Annotated in this window: 25 protein-coding genes; 1 reads left to right on the top strand and 24 read right to left on the bottom strand. The window is 43.8% G+C overall.

Translation table 11 applies throughout. The features are described 5' to 3' along the window. Positions 1-34: 34 nt before the first annotated feature. From HMPREF3002_RS03710 to hemW, 14 genes are all read right to left on the bottom strand, one after another. Positions 35-1,180: a DUF6574 domain-containing protein gene (locus HMPREF3002_RS03710; protein ID WP_070665316.1), complete on the bottom strand. Its 1,146-nt coding sequence runs from the start codon at positions 1,178-1,180 to the stop codon at positions 35-37. A gap of 165 nt (positions 1,181-1,345) precedes the next feature. Beyond that, positions 1,346-1,630, bottom strand: a complete 285-nt coding sequence (locus HMPREF3002_RS03705; RefSeq protein WP_070665315.1) for a rhodanese-like domain-containing protein — start codon at positions 1,628-1,630, stop codon at positions 1,346-1,348. Positions 1,631-1,650: 20 nt separating this feature from the next. Next, the gene (locus HMPREF3002_RS03700; protein ID WP_070665314.1) at positions 1,651-2,142 is read right to left on the bottom strand and encodes a prolyl-tRNA synthetase associated domain-containing protein; all 492 of its coding nucleotides are present in this window, start codon (positions 2,140-2,142) and stop codon (positions 1,651-1,653) included. Positions 2,143-2,154: 12 nt separating this feature from the next. Then, positions 2,155-2,739 (bottom strand): uracil-DNA glycosylase family protein, encoded by a 585-nt coding sequence (locus HMPREF3002_RS03695; protein ID WP_070665313.1) that lies wholly within the window; start codon positions 2,737-2,739, stop codon positions 2,155-2,157. 52 nt (positions 2,740-2,791) lie between these two features. Next, a complete protein-coding gene (gene pepV / locus HMPREF3002_RS03690) occupies positions 2,792-4,198 on the bottom strand; it encodes a dipeptidase PepV (RefSeq protein WP_070665312.1) in 1,407 nt (468 codons plus the stop codon). 34 nt (positions 4,199-4,232) lie between these two features. Then, positions 4,233-4,838 (bottom strand): nitroreductase family protein, encoded by a 606-nt coding sequence (locus HMPREF3002_RS03685; RefSeq protein ID WP_070665311.1) that lies wholly within the window; start codon positions 4,836-4,838, stop codon positions 4,233-4,235. Between the two features lie 149 nt (positions 4,839-4,987). Next, positions 4,988-5,830, bottom strand: a complete 843-nt coding sequence (locus HMPREF3002_RS03680; RefSeq protein WP_070665310.1) for a metallophosphoesterase family protein — start codon at positions 5,828-5,830, stop codon at positions 4,988-4,990. Between the two features lie 10 nt (positions 5,831-5,840). Continuing rightward, positions 5,841-7,676: an excinuclease ABC subunit UvrC gene (uvrC, locus tag HMPREF3002_RS03675; RefSeq protein WP_070665309.1), complete on the bottom strand. Its 1,836-nt coding sequence runs from the start codon at positions 7,674-7,676 to the stop codon at positions 5,841-5,843. Positions 7,677-7,877: 201 nt separating this feature from the next. Continuing rightward, positions 7,878-8,861 carry a CPBP family intramembrane glutamic endopeptidase gene (locus tag HMPREF3002_RS03670; protein WP_070665308.1) on the bottom strand — a complete coding sequence of 328 codons (984 nt, stop codon included), beginning with the start codon at positions 8,859-8,861 and terminating at the stop codon, positions 7,878-7,880. Continuing rightward, complete coding sequence (locus HMPREF3002_RS03665; RefSeq protein ID WP_070665307.1) at positions 8,858-9,478, bottom strand: TIGR01906 family membrane protein; 621 nt, start codon at positions 9,476-9,478, stop codon at positions 8,858-8,860. The genes HMPREF3002_RS03670 and HMPREF3002_RS03665 overlap by 4 nt, the downstream gene beginning before the upstream one ends. Continuing rightward, on the bottom strand, positions 9,471-10,241 hold the full coding sequence (locus HMPREF3002_RS03660) for a TIGR01457 family HAD-type hydrolase (RefSeq protein WP_070665306.1): 771 nt from the start codon (positions 10,239-10,241) through the stop codon (positions 9,471-9,473). Before HMPREF3002_RS03660 ends, HMPREF3002_RS03665 begins: the two co-directional genes overlap by 8 nt. Then, positions 10,242-10,928 carry a hypothetical protein gene (locus HMPREF3002_RS03655; RefSeq protein WP_049491863.1) on the bottom strand — a complete coding sequence of 229 codons (687 nt, stop codon included), beginning with the start codon at positions 10,926-10,928 and terminating at the stop codon, positions 10,242-10,244. Next, on the bottom strand, positions 10,918-11,673 hold the full coding sequence (locus HMPREF3002_RS03650) for an acyl-ACP thioesterase domain-containing protein (RefSeq protein ID WP_049491865.1): 756 nt from the start codon (positions 11,671-11,673) through the stop codon (positions 10,918-10,920). The genes HMPREF3002_RS03655 and HMPREF3002_RS03650 overlap by 11 nt, the downstream gene beginning before the upstream one ends. A 3-nt stretch (positions 11,674-11,676) precedes the next feature. After that, positions 11,677-12,807 (bottom strand): radical SAM family heme chaperone HemW, encoded by a 1,131-nt coding sequence (gene hemW / locus HMPREF3002_RS03645; RefSeq protein WP_049491868.1) that lies wholly within the window; start codon positions 12,805-12,807, stop codon positions 11,677-11,679. A gap of 318 nt (positions 12,808-13,125) precedes the next feature. On the opposite strand from hemW, the gene HMPREF3002_RS03640 reads away from it, so the two are divergent. Further along, positions 13,126-14,649: an ATP-binding cassette domain-containing protein gene (locus HMPREF3002_RS03640; protein ID WP_070665305.1), complete on the top strand. Its 1,524-nt coding sequence runs from the start codon at positions 13,126-13,128 to the stop codon at positions 14,647-14,649. A 288-nt stretch (positions 14,650-14,937) separates the two neighbouring features. Here the strand turns inward: HMPREF3002_RS03640 and proC are convergent, their stop codons facing one another. The 10 genes from proC to HMPREF3002_RS03590 all read right to left on the bottom strand — a co-directional run bounded on the left by proC (position 14,938) and on the right by HMPREF3002_RS03590 (position 25,076). Continuing rightward, positions 14,938-15,753 carry a pyrroline-5-carboxylate reductase gene (gene proC, locus HMPREF3002_RS03635; RefSeq protein ID WP_070665304.1) on the bottom strand — a complete coding sequence of 272 codons (816 nt, stop codon included), beginning with the start codon at positions 15,751-15,753 and terminating at the stop codon, positions 14,938-14,940. Between the two features lie 3 nt (positions 15,754-15,756). Then, entirely contained in the window at positions 15,757-17,004 is a 1,248-nt protein-coding gene (locus HMPREF3002_RS03630; protein ID WP_070665303.1) for a glutamate-5-semialdehyde dehydrogenase, read from the bottom strand. A 9-nt stretch (positions 17,005-17,013) separates the two neighbouring features. Further along, positions 17,014-18,123, bottom strand: a complete 1,110-nt coding sequence (gene proB / locus HMPREF3002_RS03625; RefSeq protein WP_070665302.1) for a glutamate 5-kinase — start codon at positions 18,121-18,123, stop codon at positions 17,014-17,016. A 73-nt stretch (positions 18,124-18,196) separates the two neighbouring features. Further along, positions 18,197-19,087, bottom strand: coding sequence for an RluA family pseudouridine synthase (locus HMPREF3002_RS03620; RefSeq protein ID WP_049515211.1), 891 nt, complete (start codon positions 19,085-19,087; stop codon positions 18,197-18,199). After that, positions 19,077-19,538, bottom strand: a complete 462-nt coding sequence (lspA, locus tag HMPREF3002_RS03615) for a signal peptidase II (RefSeq protein WP_003001852.1) — start codon at positions 19,536-19,538, stop codon at positions 19,077-19,079. The genes HMPREF3002_RS03620 and lspA overlap by 11 nt, the downstream gene beginning before the upstream one ends. A gap of 3 nt (positions 19,539-19,541) precedes the next feature. Further along, positions 19,542-20,444, bottom strand: a complete 903-nt coding sequence (locus HMPREF3002_RS03610; protein WP_003001728.1) for a LysR family transcriptional regulator — start codon at positions 20,442-20,444, stop codon at positions 19,542-19,544. A gap of 126 nt (positions 20,445-20,570) precedes the next feature. Next, the gene (gene lacG, locus HMPREF3002_RS03605; RefSeq protein ID WP_049515214.1) at positions 20,571-21,977 is read right to left on the bottom strand and encodes a 6-phospho-beta-galactosidase; all 1,407 of its coding nucleotides are present in this window, start codon (positions 21,975-21,977) and stop codon (positions 20,571-20,573) included. Positions 21,978-22,190: 213 nt separating this feature from the next. Beyond that, complete coding sequence (locus HMPREF3002_RS03600) at positions 22,191-23,891, bottom strand: lactose-specific PTS transporter subunit EIIC (RefSeq protein WP_070665301.1); 1,701 nt, start codon at positions 23,889-23,891, stop codon at positions 22,191-22,193. Beyond that, entirely contained in the window at positions 23,891-24,208 is a 318-nt protein-coding gene (locus HMPREF3002_RS03595; protein ID WP_003007713.1) for a PTS lactose/cellobiose transporter subunit IIA, read from the bottom strand. Before HMPREF3002_RS03595 ends, HMPREF3002_RS03600 begins: the two co-directional genes overlap by 1 nt. A gap of 34 nt (positions 24,209-24,242) precedes the next feature. Next, positions 24,243-25,076, bottom strand: a complete 834-nt coding sequence (locus HMPREF3002_RS03590) for a PRD domain-containing protein (protein WP_023918365.1) — start codon at positions 25,074-25,076, stop codon at positions 24,243-24,245. Positions 25,077-25,174: the final 98 nt, after the last annotated feature.

Genomic DNA, 25,174 nt, shown 5'->3' with positions numbered 1-25,174 from the left:
AGTGGGTTCCCCCACCTTCCGTTTTGTGATATTGTTAGAATCCAAAGTTAGAGAAATTTGGAGCACTAGGAATAAATCCTACGGCTACTTGTTCTAAAATACGAGCATTCACATAAATGACAAAGATGGCAATGAGAAGCAAGACAACAGATGATGCTACTAGAAGCAAGAATTTATCTGCTTTAAAGCTTGTCTTGTTCAATCCTTGATGAACGACATAGCATGTTCCAACAAAGAACAAGAAGAAAATAAGGAAGTTTACAAAGCCATAAAATTCATAAACTTTTACAAGACCTACTAAGAAAGCAAGAAGGGCAAGTGGCAAAGTGTAAACAGACAAACGTCCAAACTCTTCAAATGAACGACCGTAACTATATTCCTTGTCTTGAAGAACCACACGACGAACAAAGAATCCAGCTACTTGGAAGGCGTAAAGGCTAAAGAATAGGGAAATCAATGTCAACATAAAGGCACGGAAATCCATTCCATAACCACCTGTAGCTCCACTAGCTGTGAAGAAAGTTGATAGTGTCAAGACAAAGGCAGTCAAGACATACTGTAAAATTCCGTTAAGAGCTTTTGGTTTTTCTACAGCTGTTGGACGTTTCAAAGCTGAAAGGAACCAATTCCAGTAACCACCAACGGCTACACCAAATTGACTTGGTTGGGCAGGATAAGGTTGTCCTGGTTGACCTTGGTAAGGAGCTTGTTGATAAGCTGCTTGAGTAGGTTGTTGGTAGGCTTGCTGTGGAGCTTGAGGGGCAGGCTCTTGAACTGGAGCTGCGACTGGTTCTTCTGTAGGAACAGTTGGAGCTGCTGGTGCTGCAGGAGCTGCTGGTGCTGCAACAAACTCTGGAGCTTGAGGAGCTGCTGGCGCTGCAACAAACTCTGGAGCTTGTGGAGCTGCGACTGGTTCTTCAGTAGGGGCAGTTGGCGCTGCGACAAACTCTGGAGCTTGAGGAGCTGCTGGCGCTGCAACAAACTCTGGAGCTTGTGGAGCAGCAACTGGTTCTTCCACAGGTGCAGTTGGTGCTGCGACAAATTCTGGGGCTTGTGGGGTTTCTGGAACCACTACTTCTTCTTGAAATTCTCCTGCAGCCAGTGCTTGAGCAATTTCTTCTGCACTAGCAGAACGACCATTTACGGCTTCGAAATAATCCAGCCAATCTTGTTTTGACATAATGAATCTCCTTAACTATTGTTTATACTAGGGTATTATACAAAATTTCTGAACCATTTTCAATGAAAGACTGGAAAATCCCTGTAATATCTTTTGAAAAACATACAAATTCTACTCATTTTTAGAAATTAGTAAAGAAAACGACCTCTTTTCAGAGGTCATTTTTTAGGATTCAAATGCATCCATGCCACCTTGGACGTTGGTCACATCATAGCCTTGCTCTTCCAAAAATTGGCAAGCACGTGCTGATCGTCGACCAGACTTGCAGATGACATAATAGGGATGATCCTTGTCTAATTCCTGGTAGCGATCTGCTAACTCAGATAAGGGAAGAAGACGAACCCCATCTAAGTGAAGGGCATCATATTCCTCCTGCTCGCGTACATCAAGAACGTGTATGTTTCCTTTTTGATAAGCTTGGTAAAAGCTTGAAAATGGAATTTCTTTCATGATTTCTCCTGTAAGATATGTTATGGAAGGGTTAGGATTTCATAGTTAAAGTCAATAGACTCTAAAAATCGGAACAAGTCTTGGGTTTTAATAAAGATGGTTTTTTCGTTAGTATTGGGATGGAAGGTCATGATTTCCTCTGACACAATATCCTGATCAAAATAGACCCGAATATCTTTTTCTTCATTGTTCAATAAACCAAATGGAGAAACCGTTCCTGGCGGTAATTGCATTTTTTCAGCTAAAGAATCTGCTGAAGCCATGCGGATCCGGTTGGCTTCCACTTGCTCTTTGAAATCATCCATATCCAATGGCTTCTGGTCATCCATGATGAGCAAATAGTATTGAGTTTTCTTTTTGTTGGTCAAAAACATGGTCTTAGTGCGGACACCTTCTAAGCCTTCAATATAAGAATCCGCCTGCTCCGTCGTAAATGCAGGTGGGTGTTCCACCACATCAAATGAAATTCCCAACTCATCTAATTTTTCTTTAACTTGTTGATAAGGATCCATCTTCGCTCTCCTTTATTTTTGAATGATCTCTTGTACTAAGGTTTGCAATTCTGGGACAACTTCTGCCTCAAACCAAGGATTTTTAGCCATCCAGATTTGATTACGAGGGGAAGGGTGAACAAGTGGAAAATAGGTTGGCAAATAGTCTTTAAAATGGTGGACCCGTTCGGTTACTTTGCCACTAACCTTTTCATGAAGGTAATAAGCTTGCGCATATTGTCCAATTAAGAGGGTCAACTCAATATCCGGACACTCCTTGAGGAGTTGAGGGTGCCACTTTTCCGCAAAGCCTTTGCGAGGTGGAAGGTCACCAGATTTTCCATGCCCTGGGAAATAAAAATCCATAGGAATGACCGCAAACAAACCAGAATGGTAAAAGGTGTCTTCGTCAACTCCTAACCATTCGCGCAGGCGGTCACCACTTTTATCCTTCCAGTAAATACCAGCTTCTTCCGTCTTCATCCCTGGAGCTTGTCCGATGATATTGATGCGAGCTGTCTTTGGGGCTGCAAAAAGTGGCTCGATTCCTTTATCCGTATATGCTTTATTTTGAGGATCTGCCATAATGGCTTGTTTAATGGTTTCAATCCTTGACATAAGTCCTCCTTCTATGGAAAAACTCAGCCAGAAAAACTGGCCGAGTAGTGGATTATTTGATTAATTCGTAGATGGCTTCTGCGTAAATAGTTGCTGCACGATAGAGATCTTCGACATCTGCGAATTCATTAGCTTGGTGCATGGTATTGACATAGTCAGGGAACATAGCACCAAAGGCAACCCCACGTTTCAAGAGGCGACCAAAGGTACCACCACCGATCACTTGTTCGTGTCCTTTGAGGCCAGTTTGTTTCTCATAAACACGCAAGAGAGTGGATACCAATTCATCATCCATCGGAACATAGTGAGGTGTGTGGCCATGGGCTGACAAGCTCACTGTAGCCACTCCTTCGATCTTTTCAAGGATGGCTTTAATGGTTTCAGGATCTGTTCCTTGAGGGTAACGGATATTGAGGGCAATGGTATTGTCTGCTTGGCTTTCATCAAAATGGAAGACACCTGCATTCATGCTCAATGGTCCCATTTTGGCATCTGTATGGGCAATACCTAATTTTTCACCGGCAAAATCTTCGTGAAGAAGCGAAGCTGTCACATGAAGGTAAGCCTTAGCAGCGCCACCAAAATCAAATTGGTTCAACAAGAGCGCTAAGTAGGTTGCACTATTGATCCCATCTTCAGGAGTTGATCCGTGAGCTGATTTCCCAATAATTGTAACAGTATAGGTTTCTTCATCCACAGTTGAGATTTCATACTGAAGCTGGTGTTCCTTAGCAAAGGCATCTAAGAGGCCAGCAAGATCTGGAAGTTGTCCCGAAACGACTGCCGTCGCAGACTCTGGCACCATGTTTTCACGGAGGCCTCCTGTAAAGCTATGAAGTTTAGCCTTCCCAGTGTTGTCATTTCCAAAATGAAGGTACTCCGTGATGTTTCCTTTTTCCCCATTGATAATCGGAAATTCTGCATCTGGAGAGAAGCCAAAATCTGGCTCTGGAAGACCGACATGCTTGAAATAGTAGTCCATGTCAGCCCAACCTGATTCTTCATCCGTTCCGACTACAAAACGCACGCGCTTAGAAACAGGCAATCCCAGATCTTTGATGATCTTCAAACCATAGTAGCAAGCCATTGTAGGCCCTTTATCATCAGATGAGCCACGCGCATAGAGCTTGCCATTGATAATTTCAGGTTTGTAAGGGGCTGTCTTCCAACCACTACCTGCAGGCACGACATCCATATGGGCAAAGATCCCAAGCTCTTCTTCTCCTTCACCAAAAGTAAAGTGACCGGCATAATTGTCGACATTCTTGGTTTCATAGCCATCACGTTTGGCAATTTCCAAGAATTTTTCAAGAGCTTTTACAGGACCAGGTCCAAAAGGATGCTCTGCATCTGCCTTGCTGTCATCGCGTTCAGAATTGATTTCCAAGAGGCTGTATAAGTCAGCCATCATCTCATCGCGACGTTTTTCTACTTCTGCTTTAAAGTCAACTGTTGTCATGAATTCCTCCTTGATCTTCTATTTGCTAATTGGCTTAGCGTTTGTCAATGATTTCGTCCACTGGTAAGCGATAGCTTGGCTCTACTTTTTCAGCCGCATAGCCAACCGTAATCAAGACTTCCGGACGGAAACGCTCTTCGATGTCCAATACTTCATTGATTTTTGATTTATCAAATCCCAAGATAATATTGGTTCCAATGCCTTGGTCCGTCAAAGCAAGTACCAAGTTCATGGCCACAAGACCGGCATTCAAAGCCAAGTAATCACTTGTTTGTTGAGCATCATAGCGCGCAAATTCAGCAGGAAGATTTTGCATAAAGTATTGCAACTGCTCGTCTGTGAAGTTTTTCACCCCACCGACACGCGCAATCTTGCGAGCCCGTTTTTGCAAATCAGTATCTGTAAAGAGGGCAATGGTCACAGGTGCTTCCATGACTAGATCGTAGTTTGCACCATAGGCTAATTTTGCCAATTCTGCATTTTTTTGACGAACGACCACAAATTTCCAAGGCTGGCTATTGTGGGCACTAGGGGCCAAGGTTGCGATCTCAATGGCAGTCCGTACATCCTTTGGATCGACCGGTTGGTCAGTGAAATGCTTGATCGCATGGCGTTTTTTATTGAGCTCTAGAAATTTCATAAGCTTCTTCCTTTTCTATTTCTGTTACTCCTATTTTAACACAAAATGAAAGAGCTTGCAGGGTTTTACAGCCTAAGATTGTGAAAAAAGAAGCGGACATTTTGAAGATCCGCTTCTTTTTTTATAGGTTGAATACACAAGAGATCTACCTATGATTCATTGGAAAGATTGAAATAGGTAGCTACTTCTTTAGCATAACCGTATTTCTCAATTAAGCTAGTTAGAAGCTCGATGTTATGGCCCCGATAGTTATCCTCGCGTCTTAATTCTTCGTACATCTCAATAAAGGGAAGGCCTTGTTCCTTGGCATCTTGAAGCTCTGCTTCATAGTCATAGGCCACCTTACGAAATTGCAGGTTGGTCACTCCATCTTCTTCAACATCGATCAGAGCATATTGAGCTCTGTGGTTTTGAATTGGTTCCCAGTCGAAATAAGGCATGCCAATAGTCCCTGGATTAAGAATCTGTTGGCCCTGACTGCCATAGCGAAGCAACTGCTTGTGGACATGACCGTAGATCGCCATATCCGTATGGTCATCCATCAATAGGTCAAAGTTCTCCGTCGCATTTGCTGGACGCAAATCTCCACCATAATTCTTTTCTGGCAAATTGTGGGTCAGTGAAAAGCGAATACCGTTGACCTCCTTCTTCTCTACCAATGGAAGCGAACGAAGCCAATCGATCCGCTTAGGATCTAGTCCTTCCATAAGATACTGAGTAAGACGTAGAAGTTGGATCTCCTGCGGATCCTCAAGACCGTACTCGCCATCCAAAGCCTCTAGGACACAATCGTCCCAATTTCCACGAACAGCCGCTGTAATAGGTATCGAATCCAGCAATTCAAAAAGATCATCTCTTCCAGGACCCGGAAGCAAAATGTCCCCTAAAAGCCAGTATTCCGTCGCGCCTAGAGCACGCGCATCCGCAATCACTGCCTCGAGGGCTGTTGTATCTCCGTGGATATCAGATAAAATAGCGATTCGATGGTTCATTTTAAACTCCTTATGATTGGTATGATTCAGAATCCTCCGCAACTTCCATCAAGGGACTTGCTTCTTCTTGCTTTCCTTGATGGAGCTTGGCTTGCACTGCCTCCGCGACTGCTCGTGGGATACCGACCGTGACGATCTCATCCACAGTAGCTTCCTTGATCTTGGTCAGTGACTTGAAGTGCTTCATCAGCAACTGCTTGCGTTTTGGTCCCAAACCTTCGATTCCGTCCAGCTGAGAGGAGAAGGAATTCTTGGACCGTAGCTGGCGGTGGAAGGTGATGGCGAAACGGTGGACTTCATCTTGGATCCGTTGCAGGAGGAAAAATTCCTGTGAAGTCCGAGAGAGTTCGATGACTTGAAGGGGATCACCGAAGAGCAATTCATGGGTCTGGTGCTTGTCATTCTTTTGTAGACCTGCAATAGGAATGTCCAGCCCCAACTCTTCTTGGATGACTTGCTTAGCGATATTAACCTGGCCCTGACCCCCATCGATAACGATCAGGTCTGGTGGCGTCAGGCCATCCCGCATAACCCGGCTGTAGCGTCTGCGAATGACTTCTCGCATGCTGGCATAGTCATCTGGTCCGACAACGGTCTTGATCTTGTACTTGCGATAGTCCTTTTTGCTTGGCTTCCCATTAACAAAGACCACCATGGCTGAGACCGGACTGGTCCCCATGATGTTGGAGTTGTCAAAGGACTCAATGCGCACAGGAGTTGGGATTTGCAGGAGTTTTCCAAGATTTTCAATAGCACCTTGGGTCTTTTCCATGGATTTTTCAAGGAGATTAAACTTCTGCTCCAGACTAACACGCGCATTCTTGATGGCCAGATTGACCAACTGCTTCTTCTCCCCACGCTGGGGCTTGAGGACCTTGGTATCTACAAGGGCCTTGACCGGTTCCTCATCGATATCCTGAGGGATCAGGATTTCATTGGGGATCAGGTGGGATTTCTCCTGATAAAACTGTCCCACATAGGTCAAGAAATCCTCGTCTGGATCATTGTAGTATGGGAAAAGATTGACGTCGCGCTCAATCAGCTTGCCCTGACGGACAAAGAAGACCTGCACACACATCCAGCCCTTGTCCACGTAGTAGCCAAAGACATCCCGGTTCTGCAAATCCTTGGCCATGACCCGCTGTTTGGTCCGCAGGGTCCCGATGGCCTGGATTAGATCCCGGTACTCGGCTGCCCGCTCAAATTCCATGTTTTGCGCAGCGGTAGTCATCTTGAGCTTGAGCTCATCGATAATCTTGTCATCCTGCCCCTTGAGGAAATCAGAAACCTCCTGGGCCATGCCCTTGAAATAGGCCTCGTCCTTGTGGCAGACCGTGTGAGCCATACATTGCCCTAAATGGTAGTAAAAGCAGACCTTGGAAGGCGGATTGGTACACTTGCGGAATGGGAAAATTCGATCCAAAAGCCGTTTGATCTCATTGGCCGCTCCCACATCTGGATAGGGACCGAAATAGAGACCGCCGTCCTTTTTGACCTGGCGCGTGATGATGAGACGCGGATAGCGCTCATTGGTAATCTTGATGAAGGGATAGGACTTGTCGTCCTTGAGCATGATATTGTACTTGGGCTTGTTTTCCTTGATGAGGTTGATCTCAAGAAGCAAGGCCTCAATATTGGACTCAGTGACGATAAACTCAAAATCTACAATCTCAGATACCAGCGCTTCTGTCTTGGTATCATGGCTCCCTCTGAAATAGGACCGCACCCGATTGCGAAGATTCTTGGCCTTCCCCACATAGATGATGGTACCGTTCTTGTCTTTGTGAATGTAACAGCCCGGACTCGTCGGCAAGAGCTCGAGCTTGGATTTAATCAAGTTATTCATACTCTCTATTATAGCAAAAAAGAGAGGGGGTAGCCTCTCTCTAGTATGTTTGTATTATTGTTATCCACCTTCACCAAGTAAAAAATAATTATTAAAAGGTATATCAGATAGTCATCCTCAATCCTTTATCTTCACTTGCCCTTTTTAATAGCAAAAAAGAGGGATCTAAAACGATCCCTCTTTGCTAATAATCGATCAAGCTCACCCCTTAAGATTGGCCATCTGGAAGAGCGGAATCACATAAGGAACAATAGACATTAGGATAGTGAATAGCACGAAGAACCAGAACCAGAAGGAAGCGAGGGCACGCTGGAAAACTCCCGGCTGAGGTTTATTGGCCTGAATATAAGCCTTGATAGCTGGCCATTTGGTCGCAAGAACCACTATCATGACAATGGAACCAATGGCTAAAACACCGATTTGGAGCCAATTCGCTAGTCCCTCATCCACATGATAAGCTACATAATGCAAACCTTGGGAAATGACAAAGTTATTGAAAATGTGATAGAAAATCGCCCACCAGATATTGTATTCAAATGCAATGTAACCGAATCCTAGACCAATGATACCCGCGAAAAAGAGCTGGTCAAAATTGGCATGGAAGAGGCCGAATAAAATAGCCGTCATGACAATGGCAAAGATTTTGCCATACCGTTCCAAGCCTCGCAAGCCGGCTCCACGGAAGAAGAATTCCTCTGTGATAGGACCAAAAAATCCAGCATACAAGAGCATAGTCCATGATCGCTCAATCGTATCACCTAGATCGGGTGTTGGAGAATGAAGGCCAATGGTCTCAAACATGCGCTCAATCATTTGTGTCATCACAGATGAAAAGACTTGAGAAAAGCCAAGAAAGGCGAGAAGAATAAAGAAGACTGAAAGAGTCATCTTACGTCCCTTGTGCTTAAGATCATATTTATAAAGGGCCTTCTTGCGATAGGCATTAAAGAGAAAGAGTCCAATGGAAATAGAGATAAGGTAGGGAATACCTGCCCAAACATTCAGGGCATTGAGTTTCTCCGTTACTTGACTTGGATCTTTTCTGAGAGAGCCTGCTATGGTCAATCCAAGGAGGACTTCCCACAGGACGGTTACCAAGGTCATTACCAAGAGATAAATGGCAAGTGTCCCGGAATACCTTCCTATATCTTTTTTAGGGTCTAATAATCGGTTGTATTGGTTCATTTCTTCCTCCTAGAAAATAGATAAAAACTCGCACACATTCCTTCGTATAAGACAAAGAAAATCAAAAAGGCATGCATAAAGTAGTCTTCTGGTAATGCAAGAATAATCGAATCCACGCGCGGATCAAAGAGCCAAGTATTGTCCCCAGCAAATAAGACCTGATGAAAGAGCGTAAAGAATTGATCAAAGCCAATCATAACAGCTATCACTGCAAGCACTACTGGTAAAACCATCATCCAAAAGAAGAGACTACGGTACAAGGCCAGGTAGCCTTTTTTGACAACTGTCCGCATAAACTGGATAAAACCAGGTAGTGTGACCACAAAAACGACCGTCACTAAGTGAAATAGGTTCTTGACGGCCTCAAAATGGTGCAGTCCATTTTTTGAAGACGGGAATTGAGGCATCTTCAACACCCATTGAAACGGATTGGTCAAGTAGTTCATCAAGACATTAAAATTCTTCATGATAACAGAAGCCGAAAAACCAGTCCGGCTTTGAATCCCCAACCAATGAATCTCCATGGGATAGAGGGCCCAAGCGAGAGCAATGGTGAGAAGGATTGCAGCTGACAAGATAAAGAAAAATAGGTTAATTGATTTCAGACTTTTAAGCATCAAAATCCCACTCCGCTAGACTGGCAACAACATGTGTCGGTGCGATTGGTAAGGTTGGCACTTCTTCTGGTTTGGTAAAACCTGTCGTCACCAAAAGGGTTGGAATCCCATTGTCAATACCTGCACGAATATCTGTTAGGTAGTTGTCGCCAACCATAACCACTTCTTCTCTTGCAAGACCCAGGTGTTCAATGGCCTTGTCCATGATGATGGACTTTGGTTTGCCAATGATCACTGGCTCGACCCGTGTCGCTGCTTCAACAAGCGCAATCAAGGATCCTGCACCTGGCAGCAAGCCACGCTCTGTTGGGATATTGAGGTCAGGGTTGGTCCCGATAAAGTGAGCTCCCTTTTGAATCGCCAAGGTCGCAATAGCAAACTTCTCATAATCCACTTGCCAATCCAGTCCAATCACCACATAATCAGGTGCTTCTTCATCGATGATATAGCCAGCTTCTTCAATAGCATCTTTGAGCCCTGCTTCTCCGATCACATAGACTTTTTTGCCCAAGTTTTGGTCATTCATGTAGTCAATGGTCGCAAGGGTAGCTGTATAGATAGTCGAAACTGGGGTTTCAATATTGAAATGAGTGGCCAGCATATCCCGAACAGTCTCTGGTGTGCGGGTTGTATTGTTGGTCACAAAGAGATAGGGAATCTCACGCGCCTGCAGTTCATGAACAAAAGCTTCTCCTGCAGGAATTCGTGATTTTCCTTTGTAAATAGTGCCATCCAAATCAATCAAATAGCCCTTATAGTGCATTTATTCTTCCTTTTCTGTTTCCGTTTCGTCATGTAACTTCTCTGCATCGACTCGTCCACCAGAACCATATAAGAGCAAGGCTCCAGCATAGAGGACAAATTGTAACACCAAACCTGTAAAATTAATCCCTTGACTTCCCGATTGGGTGAACAAGAAGGATGCTACCATGAGGATGACAATGGTCAATAACAAGCCTATCACGGTTGCCTGATCCACACTGATTTGATAAACCGTGCGTTTAGTGCTCCGATTTTTCCCGTCAGACTTAGTTTCTGGTTGCAAATTCTCGACAAAATCCGTCACTAAGGTCGCAGCGAGGCTGACTGTTGTGCTAAAGAGCACGCCTTGAGACAAGCGGTGATAGAAATTGGACCAGAAGGATCCTGATTGGCTAGTAATCCCAATCGAGAAGATCATGACCGGTAAAAGAAAGGCCAAGGTGAAATGGATCCAGACCCGATACCAGCGTACATCTTCTCTTAAAAAGCGATTAAAACTCTCTAAATTCAAGCGATAGCGGAAAAATTTATAAATTTCCTCTACCAGGATGATGCCCAAAGCACAAAGAGTCAAGAGCCAATCTCCCAACATGTACAAAGGGTTCTTTTGACGCTTGGCATAGGCCACAACCCGTTTTTGATAGCTTTCAAGTTCCTGTTTTTTATTTTTTAATCTTCTACTTTCCATAATTCCAACCCTTTTCTTCTACTTCTTCCCACTCAATTTCAGCTTGGGCATTGATCTGACTATCTGAAGTAATTTGGTGCTGAGTTTTCAAGCCCTCTTGTTCATATTGAGAGGTGATGAGACCTCCTGCTAGCACTTCTTTGACATATTTTAGATGAACTTTTTTAGGGATATGATGGGTCAAGAAGTCTGCTCCCATCACCTCAAAAACCCAGTCCAAGTACTTGCTATTGTTGACATGTCCGTTCATATCCAAGTCGTAAAACCGAACCCGGTATTCTTGTTCGACGCCGCCTTCTAATTCTTTGAAACGGGGACCACGGAGCATGGTTTTTGAAAATTCAGAGTCAAAGGCATCCGTGATTTCACTCATAACAGGATGAACCTTGCGTGTATCACGATCCATCAAGACAAAGGTCGCGACCATCTCAATGATAGTATTTCCTGCTTCATCCTTGATATTAAAGGCCCGGTAGCAGAAAAGTCGATTGTGACTCTTGGCATAGGTTTCGATAGTGATTTTCTCATCAAAAACAGGGAGACGCTCGATCTTCATATTGTAATCCGTGATAATCCAGACTAGATTGTAATTCTCTAAAATGTACATATCACTCATGCCCAGCTCAATCGATTGCATGCCTGATACCTGCAAAGACAGCAAGATCAATTGGGGAATTTTTATAAATCCATTGACATCGCTCATATCAAAAGGAATTTTCATGCTGTATTCAAATGTTTTTGCCATCTTCTACTCCAAAATAAACTTCTCTGCTACAGTGTCTCCTAAAAAGAGACCTTTCTTGGTCATGCGAACAATGTCCTTGTCAGGCACCAAGAGTCCCTGCTGGATCAATTTCTCAACCACTGGTCCATATTGTTGGTCAAAATTCACACCAAACTTTTCTTCGAAACGCTTCTTGGAAACGCCTGTTTTCTTACGGAGTCCTAGAAACATCTCTTCTTCCATCATTTCTGTCTGACTCAGATGTTCTTCTTGGACACGCGCATTTCCCTCTTCGACCGCCTGCATATAGTGACGGATAGGCCCATGATTCTTATAGCGAACACCATTGACATAGCCGGATGCACCAGCTCCCAAGCCATAATACTCCGCATTATCCCAATACATGAGGTTGTGGCGACTTTCAAAACCAGGCTTGGAGAAATTGGAAATTTCGTAATGCTCAAAGCCCGCACGCTCTAACTCCTGAATGATGTACTCGAACATCTCCGCTTCTAACTCCTCCTTTGGTAGAGGAAGCTTGCCCCGTCTCATGCGATTCATAAAGACAGTGTGATTCTCCAGAATCAAGCTATAGAGACTCATATGGGGAATATCAAGGGCAAGAGCCTTAGCGACATTTTCCTGGACCTGCTCCATGGTTTGCGTCGGAAGGGCATAGATGAGGTCAATCGAAATATTGTCAAAACCAGCCAGTTTCAGACGGTCGATATTGTCATAAATGTCCTGCTCTTGGTGGCTTCGACCAATCTTCTTGAGCAAACGATTATCAAAGGTCTGCACTCCCAATGAAACCCGATTAACCGGCGAATCCTTTAAGACCGCAATCTTATCCGGATCCAAATCACCAGGATTGGCCTCGATCGTCAGCTCTTCCATCTGAGACAGATCAAGCGACTTGGTCAGCTCCTTGAGAAGATAGGCTAGCTGATCCGCAGTTAGAGCTGTCGGTGTCCCACCCCCAATATAGAGAGTCCGTAGGTTTGTGATTTCTTCCCGACGAAATTCTTGGATCAAATGCTCCAAATAGGCATCGACTGGTTGGTTCTTAATAAAGACCTTCGAAAAATCACAATAAAAACAAATCTGGGTACAAAATGGGATGTGGACATAAGCGGACGTTGGTTTTGTATGCATACCTTTAATTATACCATAAAATCCCCCCGAGTCCGAAAATAAAAGGGAATAAGAAGTCAGGAATTCCTTGACAAGAAGGAATAAAAGGAATAGAATAAATTTAATCATATTCGGAGGTAAGGAGATATGAACAACTAAGTTTCGTTAAATAAAATACTTTATTTAGTGGACTGCTTGTTCTATCTCTTTTTGTGTACCCTCTTGCCTATTTTCCAACTTTTTTTGGCTAAATAAGGTCTTTTTCTGCCTGGGTTCCACTTGAATACAGCTCTACTAAATAGGTAGAGCTGTTTTTTTGCCCCAGTAGAAAGGAATCTTATGCTAAAACTATCCCACCTTACTATCCGCCATACAAAAGATTTACGCGATCTGGTTCGTGATCTGTCCCTGACCATTCATGAAGGAGAAAAAGTTGCTATTATTGGCGAAGAAGGGAATGGAAAATCTTCCTTACTTCAAGTCCTTATGTCCCCAAAATCTCTACCAGATTATCTGACCATAGAAGGAGAAATCACCACTAATTTTCACTCCTATGCCTATATTCCCCAGTCTTTGCCGGAAGCATTGAAGGGAAAAACATTGGAAGAATATTTTTTTGGAGAAGACGAGCTAGACTATGCCATCCTCTACAGACTGGCTGATCAATTGCAATTTGATAGCGACCGCTTTTCAAGCGACCAAATTATTGGAAGTCTATCTGGAGGAGAAGCCCTCAAAGTCCAACTGCTTCACGAACTTTGCCGTCCTCATGAATTACTATTTTTAGATGAACCTTCAAACGATCTGGATTTGGAGACCTTGGACTGGCTCCAGCAGATGATCCAAACCAGTCCCCAAACCATCCTATTTATTTCCCATCATGAGGATTTTTTGACTCAGACGGCGGATACGATCATCCACCTAAGACAGATCAAACACCGCAAGGAGGCTGAAACCATTGTAGAGCACATAGGCTATCAGGACTACAGTAGCCAAAGGGAGCAACAATTCAAGCAGCAGTCCCAGCAAGCTGCCAACGATCAACGAACCTACAAGAAAACAATGGAGAAGCATCGCCGCGTCCGCCAGCAAGTTGAAACATCCTTACGAAACACTAAGGATAGCACTGCCGGACGTCTCCTGGCAAAGAAAATGAAGTCCCTCCTCTCACAAGAAAAGCGCTACGAGCGAGAATTCCAATCCATGACTTCTCAACCCTATGATGAGGAAGTCATCAATCTGCATTTTCCTCCCCTTACTCCCTTGTCTCCTCAAAAACGAGTCCTTCTATTAGATCAGGAAGAACTCGCAATTGGTGACCGAGTCCTGGTCAAGAACCTCTCCCTTACTCTTCTAGGACAGGATAAAATAGGGATTATCGGTTCCAACGGTGTGGGGAAATCCACTTTCCTAAAAATGATATGGAAAAGTCTACAGAAGAATGAGAGCATCCGCACTGCCTATATGCCTCAAGATTACACTGAAGGCCTCCCTCTGACTAAGACACCAGTTCAATTCTTACAGCATTCAGGCGATCGCGAAGAAATCAACACCATTCAATTGCATTTAGCCTCCCTCAACTTTACCTATTCTGAAATGCACCATCCGATCTCTGAACTTTCTGGTGGCCAGCAAGGAAAACTCTTTCTCCTACAACTAGTGCTCACAAGTCCCCAATTTCTACTCTTGGACGAGCCTACTCGCAATTTTTCCCCCACTTCCCAACCAGAAATTCGACGCCTTTTCGCAGACTACCCAGGCGGACTGGTTACAGTCTCCCACGACCGGACCTTCCTCAAAGAAGTCTGCAAAAAAATCTATCGTCTGACCGAAAATGGTTTGGTAGAAATAGAGTCGCTCTGACGTAAAAAAGATTGGCCAAAAAACCAATCTTGGAGAACGTTAACGAACTGTTCTTTTATACAAATCTAACAAAACCAGAGTTACCCAATCCTCTATGGAAACTTTTCCGTCGTGAGAAAAGTGCTAGAAACACTCTTGTTTCTAGCACTCGGAATTATTGAGACCTTAGGCTCAATAATTAGTCATGGAACTTCTTCGAAGTTCGCTGACGTCCGTACTCACCTAAGGAAAGTTTCTAAGAGGACTTTATCTTCAACTTGAAAGATTGGCGAAAACCAATCTTTTCTTCTATTCCTTCGCTGCCTCTTGTCCTAATTCTTGAGTGCGTTTATAGGCTGCTTCCACTCCAGCAATAATGTCGCCCCGTAAGCCGACTTGTTCTAAGCGATTGACTCCTGCGATGGTAGAGCCACCTGGGCTACAAACTGCATCTCGCAAGCGGGCTGGGTGCTCGCCTGTCTCTAGGACCATTTGACTAGCTCCTTGGAAGGTCTGAGCCGCCATTTGCAAGGCTTGCTCTCGAGTAAGCCCTAAGCTTACTCCTGCATCTGCCATAGCTTCAATCATCTGATAGACAAAGGCTGGACCACAGCCTGCAACAGCCGTTGCAGGATCCATCAATTTTTCTTCAATTTCATAGAGAGCCCCAGCACCTGATAAGAGCTGGTTGACTTTGGCTACTTGCTGATCTGTCACTGCTTGAGAGCGAGCCAGACTGATAACCCCTTGACCAATGGCCACAGGCGTATTGGGCATGATGCGAATTAGCCCTAGCTGGTCGTTCTGGATCACTTCAGCCATCTTTTCTAATTCCAGGCCTGCAGCCATGGAAACCAGTAAGAGATTAGAGCGTTGGGCCAAGATGCCTTGATACTCTCCTAGGAGAGGACAAATCTGATAGGGTTTGACCCCTAAAAAGATTACTTCAGCCTCTTGAAAGACTTGTTCAAGATCAGATGCCGTTCCCCCATACTGGCTGATAAACTCTTGCACCTTTTGAGGAGAACGATTGACCAAGAGCAGGTCTTTCGCGTCCACTTCTTTTGCAACTGCTTTGGCTAGACTAGCCCCCATGTTTCCAAGACCGATAAATGCAACTTTCATTTCTTACCTCACTTGACCATTTCCACTGACGATATATTTGTAACTGGTCATTTCCCGGAGTCCCATTGGTCCACGCGCATGGAGTTTTTGGGTCGAGATCCCCATTTCACAACCTAGTCCAAATTGACCCCCATCTGTAAAGCGTGTAGAAGCATTGACATAAACGGCTGCTGAATCTACTTGCTTGGTGAAATAAGAGGCTGTCTCAGGATTTTCAGTCACAATGGCATCCGAATGATGGGTGCTGTGAGCTTCAATGTGGTCCACCGCTTCCTCAACTCCATCAACAACCTTGACTGCTAAAATATAATCTAAAAATTCGGTATCAAAATCCTGCTCCTGCGCTGCTCTCCCCGAAATGATAGCCTGTGCGTCCTCATCTAGACGCAACTCAACCGATCTTTCCCGCTCATCCACTAAGCGCTCTTTGACCAAGGGCAAGAAATCAGACGCGATCGCTCGATCGACCAACAAGACCTCCATAGCATTGCAGACAGAGGGGCGACTGGTCTTGGCATTTTCGATAATCGCTAGGGATTTCTGGAAATCAGCCTCCTTGTCCACATAGACATGAACAATTCCAGTTCCTGTCTCAATCACGGGGACAATGGCATTTTCAACCACTGCTTGGATTAAGCCAGCACCACCACGTGGAATAAGCAAGTCTAGGTAGCCCTTGGCCTTCATCATAGCAAGGCTGGAAGCTCGACTCGTATCTTGGATCAATTGGAGAAGGTCTGGATTGAGTTCAGCTTCTCCCAATCCAGCCTTAAGTGCGGTCACGATTGCTTGGGCAGAATGAAAGGCATCCTTTCCAGTACGAAGAACCACTGCATTTCCACTCTTGATGGCAAGCGCTGCAGCGTCTGACGTTACATTTGGACGGCTTTCATAAATGATCCCAATGACGCCCATGGCTACTCGAACTTTCTTGATTTCAAGGCCATTTTCCAAAACTTCAGTATCCAGCACTTCCCCAATCGGATCTGGCAGATCGATTAAAGAACGGATCCCTTCTGCCATCCCTGCAATCCGCTCTTGATCAAGAAATAGGCGATCTAGCATGACTTCAGAGATCTTCCCGCGTGCCGCTTCCATATCGATTTGATTGGCTGCTAAAATATCTTCCGTCGCTTTCAGAAGCTGGCTGGCCATGGCCTCCAAGGCCTGATTTTTAAGAGCTGTACTGGCTGTATTGATACTTTTCTTAGTTGATCTCGCTAAGCTTAATTGTTCTTGTGTTGTTTCCATACAATTCCTCTAAAATTCTGTAAAGAGTAGTTCAATCTCAGGAGTTACCGAGATCCAATCATCCCGGTGAATGAGGATTCCCTTAGCTTTTTTAGATTGGAGTAGATCGCGCACAGCTGATTGGCCGAAACGGACCTTGCCTTTTCCTAGTAATTGACCAGTCTCTTGATGATAGACGCTGACGATGTCGTGATAAGAAAAATCCCCTTCTGCCTTGGTCACACCAGAAATCAATAGACTCTTTCCATGATCCAACAGGGCTTGCGCTGCTCCAGCATCCACCCAAACGGCACCTTTGCTTTCTGCATAAAAGGCTAGCCATTGCTTCTGGGTTTTTAAACCCTTATCCTCTGCAAGGAAGTAACTGCCATCTGCTTGCTTTTCTGCTGCTTCAATCAAAGCATCAGACTTAAGAGACGAGCAAATATAGACAGGAACCCCTGACTCGGTCGCAAGGGTCGCTGCCTTGAGTTTGGTCAGCATTCCACCAGTTCCGTTGCTACTGCCAGCACCACCAGCCATCTCGATCATCTCGCGAGAAATGTGCTCGATCCGCTCCAAACGCTTGGCTGTTGGATCCTGAGAAGGATTGGCTGTATAGAGGCCATCCACATCCGTCAACAGCACCAAAAGATCCGCTTGGGCCATGGCCGCAACCTGCGCACTCAAGGTATCATTGTCACCAACTTTTAGCTCAGCGATAGAGACCGTATCATTTTCATTGATAATCGGAATAGCCCCACGATTGAGCAGGACAGAAAGGGCCTGATGAGCATTTTTATAGCGGCGCTGATCCGCAAAATCATCCTGGGTCAACAAAATCTGCGCAGAAACAATGTTGCGTAAGAGCAGGTTGGCTGTGTATTCTTCCATCAGTAAGCCTTGCCCAACTGCCGCAGAAGCTTGCTTGTCTGCTACCTTGGTCGGCCGTTTCTTAAAACCAAGGGCACCAAATCCAGCAGCAACTGCCCCTGATGAGACCAAGATCAACTCATGACCTGATTCATGTAAGAGAGCCAACTGCTGGGTAATGACCTTGACCTTCTGTCTGGAGAGACTCCCATCAGGATTGGTCAAAGACGAGGTCCCTACTTTAAAGACGATTCGTTTTGCTTTCATCGCTAAGTTTCTTTCTAATACTATTTATTTCGTATCTAATGAAAGTGACTGAATCTCCATTCAGCCATCTTCATTATCCTTTTCGAAGGTCTTCCAGCGTTTTTTCAAAGATCGCTGGCACTTCTGCTGTAAATTCCAAGGTCTCGCCTGTGCGAGGGTGGGTAAAACCAAGTGTCCGCGCATGAAGAAACTGTCCTTGTCCTTTGAGTGTCTTCTTAGGACCATAAGCAGGATCTCCAGCCACGGGATGGCCAATATAGGCCATGTGCACCCGAATTTGGTGGGTCCGACCAGTCTCCAGTTGCAACTCTACCAAGGTGTAATTTCCAAAGCGTTCCAATACTTGAAAACGGGTCACTGCAGGCTTTCCTTTAGCCGTCACCGCTTGTTTTTTCCGGTCCTTTTCACTGCGACCAATTGGTGCTTCAATCATCCCACGATCGTTCGGAAGGTTGCCATGGACAATGGCCCAATACTTCCGTAGAGATTTTTTGTCTTTTAGTTCCTCTGCTAAGGCGACGTGAGCTTGGTCATTTTTTGCGACCATCAGGAGACCTGACGTGTCTTTATCGATCCGATGAACGATCCCTGGACGCAATTCCCCATTGATCCCTGAAAGGTCCTTAACATGGTATAAGAGCGCATTGACCAAGGTCCCACTAGTATGGCCGGCACTTGGGTGAACGACCATGCCTTGGGGTTTATTGACGACGACGACATCCCGGTCCTCATAGACGATGTCTAAGGGCAGATCTTCTGCTTCATAGCTGACCTCTTCCACTTCTGGGACTTCATACTGGATGATGTCTCCTTCTTTGACCGTATACTTAGCTTTTTTCACAGTTCCATTGACCAGAACTTTTCCTTCTTTGATCTGCTCATTGGCTACAGCTCGTGACAAGGGAGTCAAATCCGCCAAAGCCTTATCCAGTCGCGCACCGGCTACTTCGATTTTAATTTCCATGCGTTTCCTCTTTCAACATCAGGATCAGGAGCAAGAAAACTCCAACTGTCAAATAACTATCTGCTACATTAAAAATGGCAAAATTCATAAAATCCAGGTGGAACATATCGACCACAAAGCCCTGACGCAGGCGATCGATAAAATTCCCCAAGCCACCTGCAATCACCAAGGTCAAGCCCGTCACCATCCAAAGCGACCCCTTGAGGTGCTTATAAAGATAGTAAAAGGCCCCCACCATCACGACTAGAGTGATGAGGGTAAAGAACCATTGCTGATTTTCAAGAAGCGAAAAAGCTGCACCTGTGTTTTGAAGATAGGTCAGGCTGACCACATGGGGAATAAAAGACTTAACGACACCCAGTGGAATGTTCTTGACTACATACCATTTGACCAACTGATCCAGTAGGACCAATAGCACGATTGCTACCGGAACCATTGTTTTTCTCTTCATTTCTTACCTCTTTTGATCAAAATACTCTACCATGACCTCGACAAACTTCTCTGCTACAGGGGAGAGATCCATCTCTTCGCGTTTGACATAGACCATTTTATTGTCTAAATTATCTTCTAAAGGAATCACGGTAATGCCATTCACTGACTGGCTATCCAAAAAGCCTGATCCCGTCGCATAAGCATCTGTCCGCTCCAAGATTCCATTCAAGGTTGCCCGGTCAGTCACATTGAACATTTGTGAGCTCGAGCTGGTATCGACAAAGTTCTCTGAATAATAGAGGTACTCATCTTTTTCTTGGGTAAAACGAACAGTTGGCAACTGAGCTAGATCTTCCATGACCAGTTTTTTCTTCTTAGCCAGAGGGTGTCCCTTGCGAAGGTAAATATGAGTCTGAAAAGGAATTAAATCCACCACTTCAAGCCCTAATTTATCAACCCGTTGCATAATCCCCTTGGTATTTTGACGGTTGAGATAAATAATTCCCAACTCACTATGCCCTTGAGCCACTTCGTCCAAAATTTGAACCGTCGTTGATTCAAAGATGCGGAAGTTTTTATTTTCCGGATAGCGGATTGAGAATTCCGTCATCAAAGGTGGCAAAAAGTCATAGTGCTGACTAGAAATGGAGAATTCTTTCTTCTCTTCTTCAGGACTGGCATATTGATTTTGAAAAATATCAAACCCTTTGACCACGTCCTGCGCTTTTTCATAAAATTCCATTCCCCGACGGGTCAAAAAAGTCCCAGAACTAGTCCGACGAAAAATCTTAAACCCCAGTTCTTTTTCCAGATCTCTGACAGAGATGGACAAGCTAGGCTGACTCACATACATTTTTTCAGCAGCCTCACGAAAAGTACCACTGTTGGCAATCGCCACTACATATCGTAATTGTTGTATATTCATTCTATTTTCCTTATTACAGTATCGATCTATTATACCATAAATTAGGGGCTGAAAGAAGAGATCCGTTTAAGAGACCTTCATCAAGTGAAAATAAAAAACTGGAACTAAAACAGTTCCAGTTGATACTTATTCAATCACTTGGCTTTCGGCTACTTTCTTGTACCAATGAGCCGATTTCTTTGGATAGCGCTCCTGGGTTTCAAAGTCCACATAAAAGAGACCATAGCGTTTTTCATAACCATTAGACCAAGAGAAGACGTCCATGAGAGACCAGATGAAGTAACCTTTGACATTAGCACCATCTGCAATCGCATCAGACAAGACCTCTAAGTGTTGTTTCACATAATCAATCCGTCCATCGTCATAAACCGTATTATCCACAAACTCATCTTTGTAGCCCAGTCCGTTTTCAGTGATGTAGATTTTCTTATAGTTTGGATAATCTGCTTTCACGCGCATAATTTGGTCATACAAACCTTGCGGATAGATAATCCAGTCCCAATCCGTCCGAGGCACATAGTCAGGAGCTACACGACGACCAACACCTTTAATTTGGTACTTAGAGCTTCCTTTTTCCCCTTTACCGTTGTGGATGATTTCAGTTTCACCATCAAATGCTTCCATCCAATCACTCATGTAGTAGTTAATTCCAAGGAAGTCGTTCAAATCTTTAGCTGCTTCAAGCGCTGCAAAGTCTTCGTCACGAAGATCCAAGCTACCACCATTAACTGAAAGAATGTGGTTTACACCTTCTATGGTTGCATCTGAATAGTGTCCAAGGTAGGTTGCATCTAGAATAAACTTGTTATGGATGATATCTTCCAATTCAGCCGCCCGAACGTCTGCTGGATTTTCTGGATCCAACGGATACTTAGTTGGAAGAGCGTGCACAACTCCAATTTCACCTTCATACCCTTTGTCTTTATACAATTTCACAGCACGTGCATGAGAAACCATCATATTGTGGTGTGATTGGAAGACTTTGGCAAGGTCATATTGAATACCTGGTGGGAATTTACCAACCAAGTATTGACCATCACCGATTGGGCCAATTTCATTGAAGGTTGTCCAGTAGTTGACTTCTGGGAATTCTTCAAAACAGAAAGCAGCATAATCTACAAAGTGTTCGATATTTTCACGATTCAAGAAGTCTCCATTTGAGTGAAGAGCTTCAGGAGTATCAAAGTGGTGAAGAGTTACGAATGGTTCTACATGACGTTTATGACATTCTGCAAATAACTTATGATAGAATTCTACCCCTTTAGGATTGACTTCACCATAGCCAGTTGGGAAAATACGTGACCAAGCAATAGAAATACGAATTCCGTTTACGCCATATTCTTCTGCCAACTGTAAGTCTACTGGATATTTATGGTAGAAATCACTAGCAGGTTCTGCTGTGTACCAATAGTTATCTGCTAGATATTTGTCCCAAGCAACAGGACCTTTTCCGTCAGTATGAGTCGCACCTTCTGCCTGGTAGGCAGCTGTCGCTCCACCAAAAATAAAATCTTTAGGAAGTGTTTTTGTCATTTTTTCACCTATTTCTTAATTGAACCAAATGAAAAGTGAGCGGAGAGGAGTTAGTGAGCCATCCATCTCCATCTCACTTCTTGTACCAAGCCACCGAATTGTGACATGAGGAGGTAAAAACGATATATTTTTACCGACGAATTAACAAGTCGATTAGGAAAATCGCCATAGCGATTTCCGTTACGATAGGAGACTGTTTCACAGTCCCTATCGTTAATCGAATTGAGCTTGAACGAATGCAAGAGCACCTTTACCATCACGAGTCAACTTGATGTATTGAGCTCCTTCAGTCTTAGCCAATTTGATTCCAAGTTTATCTGTTTCAGCCTTCATATCTTCATAGTTTGAAGCTACTTGAGGAGCAAGAATAACAAGGTCAAATTCTGGCAACATTTCACGGTGAGCACCGTAGCCACCAGCAGCAGCCTTCACAGGAACATTGTATTCTGCAGCAGCTTTATTCAAAGCGTTGGCAAGAAGTCCACTAGTTCCACCACCGGCACAAAGAACCAATACGTTAGTTTCTTTTGTGATATTGTTTTGAACTCGTTCACCTTCAACACCAGCTTTTTCAAGAATAGCATCTGCTTTTGCAGTGTTAAAGTTTGCAGCAACTTTTTCTTTCAAGCTATCGTTTGATTTACCTGAACGTTCTTCTTCAAGAATTTGTTCATCATAAACCTTGAGGAATGGATAGTAGATAACAATATCTACTACAATTAACAATGCTGCAAGAGCGAATGATAAGAACTGGAAGTTTGTACCAAGAACAATACCAAGAGGTCCTGGTGTAGTCCATGGAAGGTTGGCAGTAAATGAGTTCATGCCAAGTGTTTCAATAAAGAACTTAAAGATCCATACGTTTGCAATTGGTGCAAAGATGAATGGGATAAAGAAGATTGGGTTCAAAACAAGTGGTGCACCAAACAAGATTGGTTCGTTTACACCAAAGAATGTAGGAACTACTGAAGCGCGTCCAATAGCACGATTTCGTTTCGATTTACATAACCACATAAACATGAACGGAACAACAAGAGTTGCACCAGTACCACCCATAGTGACGATGAACATTTGTGTACCAGATGTAAGGATCTTATCAGCGTGCATACCTTGTTGAAGGAGGTTCAAGTTGACTTCGGCATTTGCATAAGTGATCGCTGCAATCGCAGGCTCAACGATAGATGGGCCGTGAATACCAATAAACCAGAAGAATGCAAAGGCACCGAAAATAATCGTAATACCAACATAACCGTCTGCTGCTGAGAATAGTGGAGCAAGAAGGGTACCGATTGATTCAGCAACCGTTACATGAAGGCTTGCTTTCACAACTAATTCAAGTGCATACAAGAGTACAACTGACAATGTAAATGGAATCAGGTCTTTAAATACTTGTGAAATATTTGGTGGAACCTCGTCTGGCATGCGAATCGTCACATTATTTTTCACACAGACCTTATAAACATTAACGGTAACAAAGGCTGCAATGAAGGCTGTCAACAGACCTTTTGTACCCATGAAGGCTGTTAAGAATCCACCTTCTTTAGCAGGTTCGGCAGCCATGAGCAAGAAGCCAACCATAGAAGCCAACATTGTAGAAATGAAGTTGATTTGGTTAGTTGCTGGAAGGTCGCGGTTCATTGAATCAGTCAAAGCCTTAGCCGTTGTACCACCAACGAAGAAGGCCAAGATGCCCATAGAATAGCTATATGGAGTCATCAAGAAAGTTTCAATATCTTTAGACCAATGGAATCCCCAAGCGTTTGGTACATACGCAATTAGGATGAAGATAGATGAGAAAAGGATAACAGGCATCCCTGCAATAAAGCCATCCCGAATCGCTCGCAAATATTTGTTTCGAGAAATCTTTTCAAAGAAAGGTTTCCCTTTTTCAATCAGTTCAATCAGTTTATTCATTATTTCGCTCCTCTTTTATATAGTTCAATCAGATGGTGAATCACGTCTTTTAATAGGATTGTTGTCATGAGATGGTCTTGACCATGCATCATGGTAATGCTATAGGGGATTTCTTCTCCTGCTGCTTCATGCGCTAGCATGGTCGTTTGAGATTTGTGAGCCTCAGCGATACAAGACCCCGCTTCTTCTACTAAGGATTCTGCTTTAGCAAAATCACCATTTTCAGCAGCTTTTAAGGCTTCCACTAATTTTGATCGAGCGTCACCGGCATAAGCGACAATTTCAAAGCCAAGTAATTGGACTTCTTCTTTATTCATGTTGGTTCCTCCTTATGATACCTTTTGAAAATTTTTATAATAGACGTTGAATATGAAGGGCTAAATAGACTTTTTCATTAGGAGATATCTTGGCTCCTGTCTGTTCAGCGATGGTTTGGTAGATTTGATGACTAATCTCATAAGCCTTTGGATAACTTAGCTGAATCAGTTGTTCCATCTCGCTCAAACCTTCTGGATCTTCTCTTCCCTTATCTAGCGAATCTAGGAAATAATTGAGATGGATCATAAAGCGATCATAGAAATGACTGTTTTCTTCTTTCCGTTTCAATCCATTTTGAGCTAGTTTTTCTTCTACAGCTTTCAAAATAACTTGTCGGTCCTGAACATCTGGATCTTGCTCATGAATCATTTCCCCTTGTGCATTAATGAAATGATAAGCGATGCGATTCACTTCATCGTCAGGAAATTGATCCAAGAGCCGCTTTCGAAAGATCTCAATCGCTTCTTTTGCGATTTTATAGGGAATCGGATGCATAGCAGACACATCAGGAAGGTCACTGTATTTATATCTTCCCTGTTGAACTGCCTGGTAAGAACAAAAGATGTGATCTGTTAATGTCACATAGATATATTCTTGAACAGGATAGGCATATTTCTTAGACAAGGTATCAATCACTTCATAAGTGGTTGTAATGAAATCAAGAGGAACATTCTTTAGAAGGGCCATAAAGTTTTCTCTTGACTCATCCGTGTTTAAACGAAATACTTTTTCGACCTTATCATCAGCTACTAGATCATTTTTCTTTTTCCCAAATGCAATCCCACTCCCAATAACAATCAACTCTTGTTGTAGTTCATTTTGAACCAAAGCAACATTATTGTTCATTGGATGGATAATACGATACATGAGGCTCTCCTTTGTAAAATTTGTTAAAAGCAAATAAAAATGACCACGAAGCAACTGAAAAAACTAGCATACACTAATTGTTCAGTCTACTTGTGGTC

Source organism: Streptococcus sp. HMSC065E03 (genome assembly GCF_001815045.1).
Classification (GTDB): Bacteria; Bacillota; Bacilli; order Lactobacillales; family Streptococcaceae; genus Streptococcus; species Streptococcus parasanguinis_AD.
Note: the sequence above shows the minus strand (reverse complement) of the source record. Positions and strands in the feature narration are given on the sequence as shown.

Coding starts and splice junctions, on each gene's coding strand:
- HMPREF3002_RS03710 (WP_070665316.1), bottom strand. CDS start 1,180: ATGTCAAAACAAGATTGGCTGGATTATTTCGAAGCCGTAAATGGTCGT.
- HMPREF3002_RS03705 (WP_070665315.1), bottom strand. CDS start 1,630: ATGAAAGAAATTCCATTTTCAAGCTTTTACCAAGCTTATCAAAAAGGA.
- HMPREF3002_RS03700 (WP_070665314.1), bottom strand. CDS start 2,142: ATGGATCCTTATCAACAAGTTAAAGAAAAATTAGATGAGTTGGGAATT.
- HMPREF3002_RS03695 (WP_070665313.1), bottom strand. CDS start 2,739: ATGTCAAGGATTGAAACCATTAAACAAGCCATTATGGCAGATCCTCAA.
- pepV (WP_070665312.1), bottom strand. CDS start 4,198: ATGACAACAGTTGACTTTAAAGCAGAAGTAGAAAAACGTCGCGATGAG.
- HMPREF3002_RS03685 (WP_070665311.1), bottom strand. CDS start 4,838: ATGAAATTTCTAGAGCTCAATAAAAAACGCCATGCGATCAAGCATTTC.
- HMPREF3002_RS03680 (WP_070665310.1), bottom strand. CDS start 5,830: ATGAACCATCGAATCGCTATTTTATCTGATATCCACGGAGATACAACA.
- uvrC (WP_070665309.1), bottom strand. CDS start 7,676: ATGAATAACTTGATTAAATCCAAGCTCGAGCTCTTGCCGACGAGTCCG.
- HMPREF3002_RS03670 (WP_070665308.1), bottom strand. CDS start 8,861: ATGAACCAATACAACCGATTATTAGACCCTAAAAAAGATATAGGAAGG.
- HMPREF3002_RS03665 (WP_070665307.1), bottom strand. CDS start 9,478: ATGCTTAAAAGTCTGAAATCAATTAACCTATTTTTCTTTATCTTGTCA.
- HMPREF3002_RS03660 (WP_070665306.1), bottom strand. CDS start 10,241: ATGCACTATAAGGGCTATTTGATTGATTTGGATGGCACTATTTACAAA.
- HMPREF3002_RS03655 (WP_049491863.1), bottom strand. CDS start 10,928: ATGGAAAGTAGAAGATTAAAAAATAAAAAACAGGAACTTGAAAGCTAT.
- HMPREF3002_RS03650 (WP_049491865.1), bottom strand. CDS start 11,673: ATGGCAAAAACATTTGAATACAGCATGAAAATTCCTTTTGATATGAGC.
- hemW (WP_049491868.1), bottom strand. CDS start 12,807: ATGCATACAAAACCAACGTCCGCTTATGTCCACATCCCATTTTGTACC.
- HMPREF3002_RS03640 (WP_070665305.1), top strand. CDS start 13,126: ATGCTAAAACTATCCCACCTTACTATCCGCCATACAAAAGATTTACGC.
- proC (WP_070665304.1), bottom strand. CDS start 15,753: ATGAAAGTTGCATTTATCGGTCTTGGAAACATGGGGGCTAGTCTAGCC.
- HMPREF3002_RS03630 (WP_070665303.1), bottom strand. CDS start 17,004: ATGGAAACAACACAAGAACAATTAAGCTTAGCGAGATCAACTAAGAAA.
- proB (WP_070665302.1), bottom strand. CDS start 18,123: ATGAAAGCAAAACGAATCGTCTTTAAAGTAGGGACCTCGTCTTTGACC.
- HMPREF3002_RS03620 (WP_049515211.1), bottom strand. CDS start 19,087: ATGGAAATTAAAATCGAAGTAGCCGGTGCGCGACTGGATAAGGCTTTG.
- lspA (WP_003001852.1), bottom strand. CDS start 19,538: ATGAAGAGAAAAACAATGGTTCCGGTAGCAATCGTGCTATTGGTCCTA.
- HMPREF3002_RS03610 (WP_003001728.1), bottom strand. CDS start 20,444: ATGAATATACAACAATTACGATATGTAGTGGCGATTGCCAACAGTGGT.
- lacG (WP_049515214.1), bottom strand. CDS start 21,977: ATGACAAAAACACTTCCTAAAGATTTTATTTTTGGTGGAGCGACAGCT.
- HMPREF3002_RS03600 (WP_070665301.1), bottom strand. CDS start 23,891: ATGAATAAACTGATTGAACTGATTGAAAAAGGGAAACCTTTCTTTGAA.
- HMPREF3002_RS03595 (WP_003007713.1), bottom strand. CDS start 24,208: ATGAATAAAGAAGAAGTCCAATTACTTGGCTTTGAAATTGTCGCTTAT.
- HMPREF3002_RS03590 (WP_023918365.1), bottom strand. CDS start 25,076: ATGTATCGTATTATCCATCCAATGAACAATAATGTTGCTTTGGTTCAA.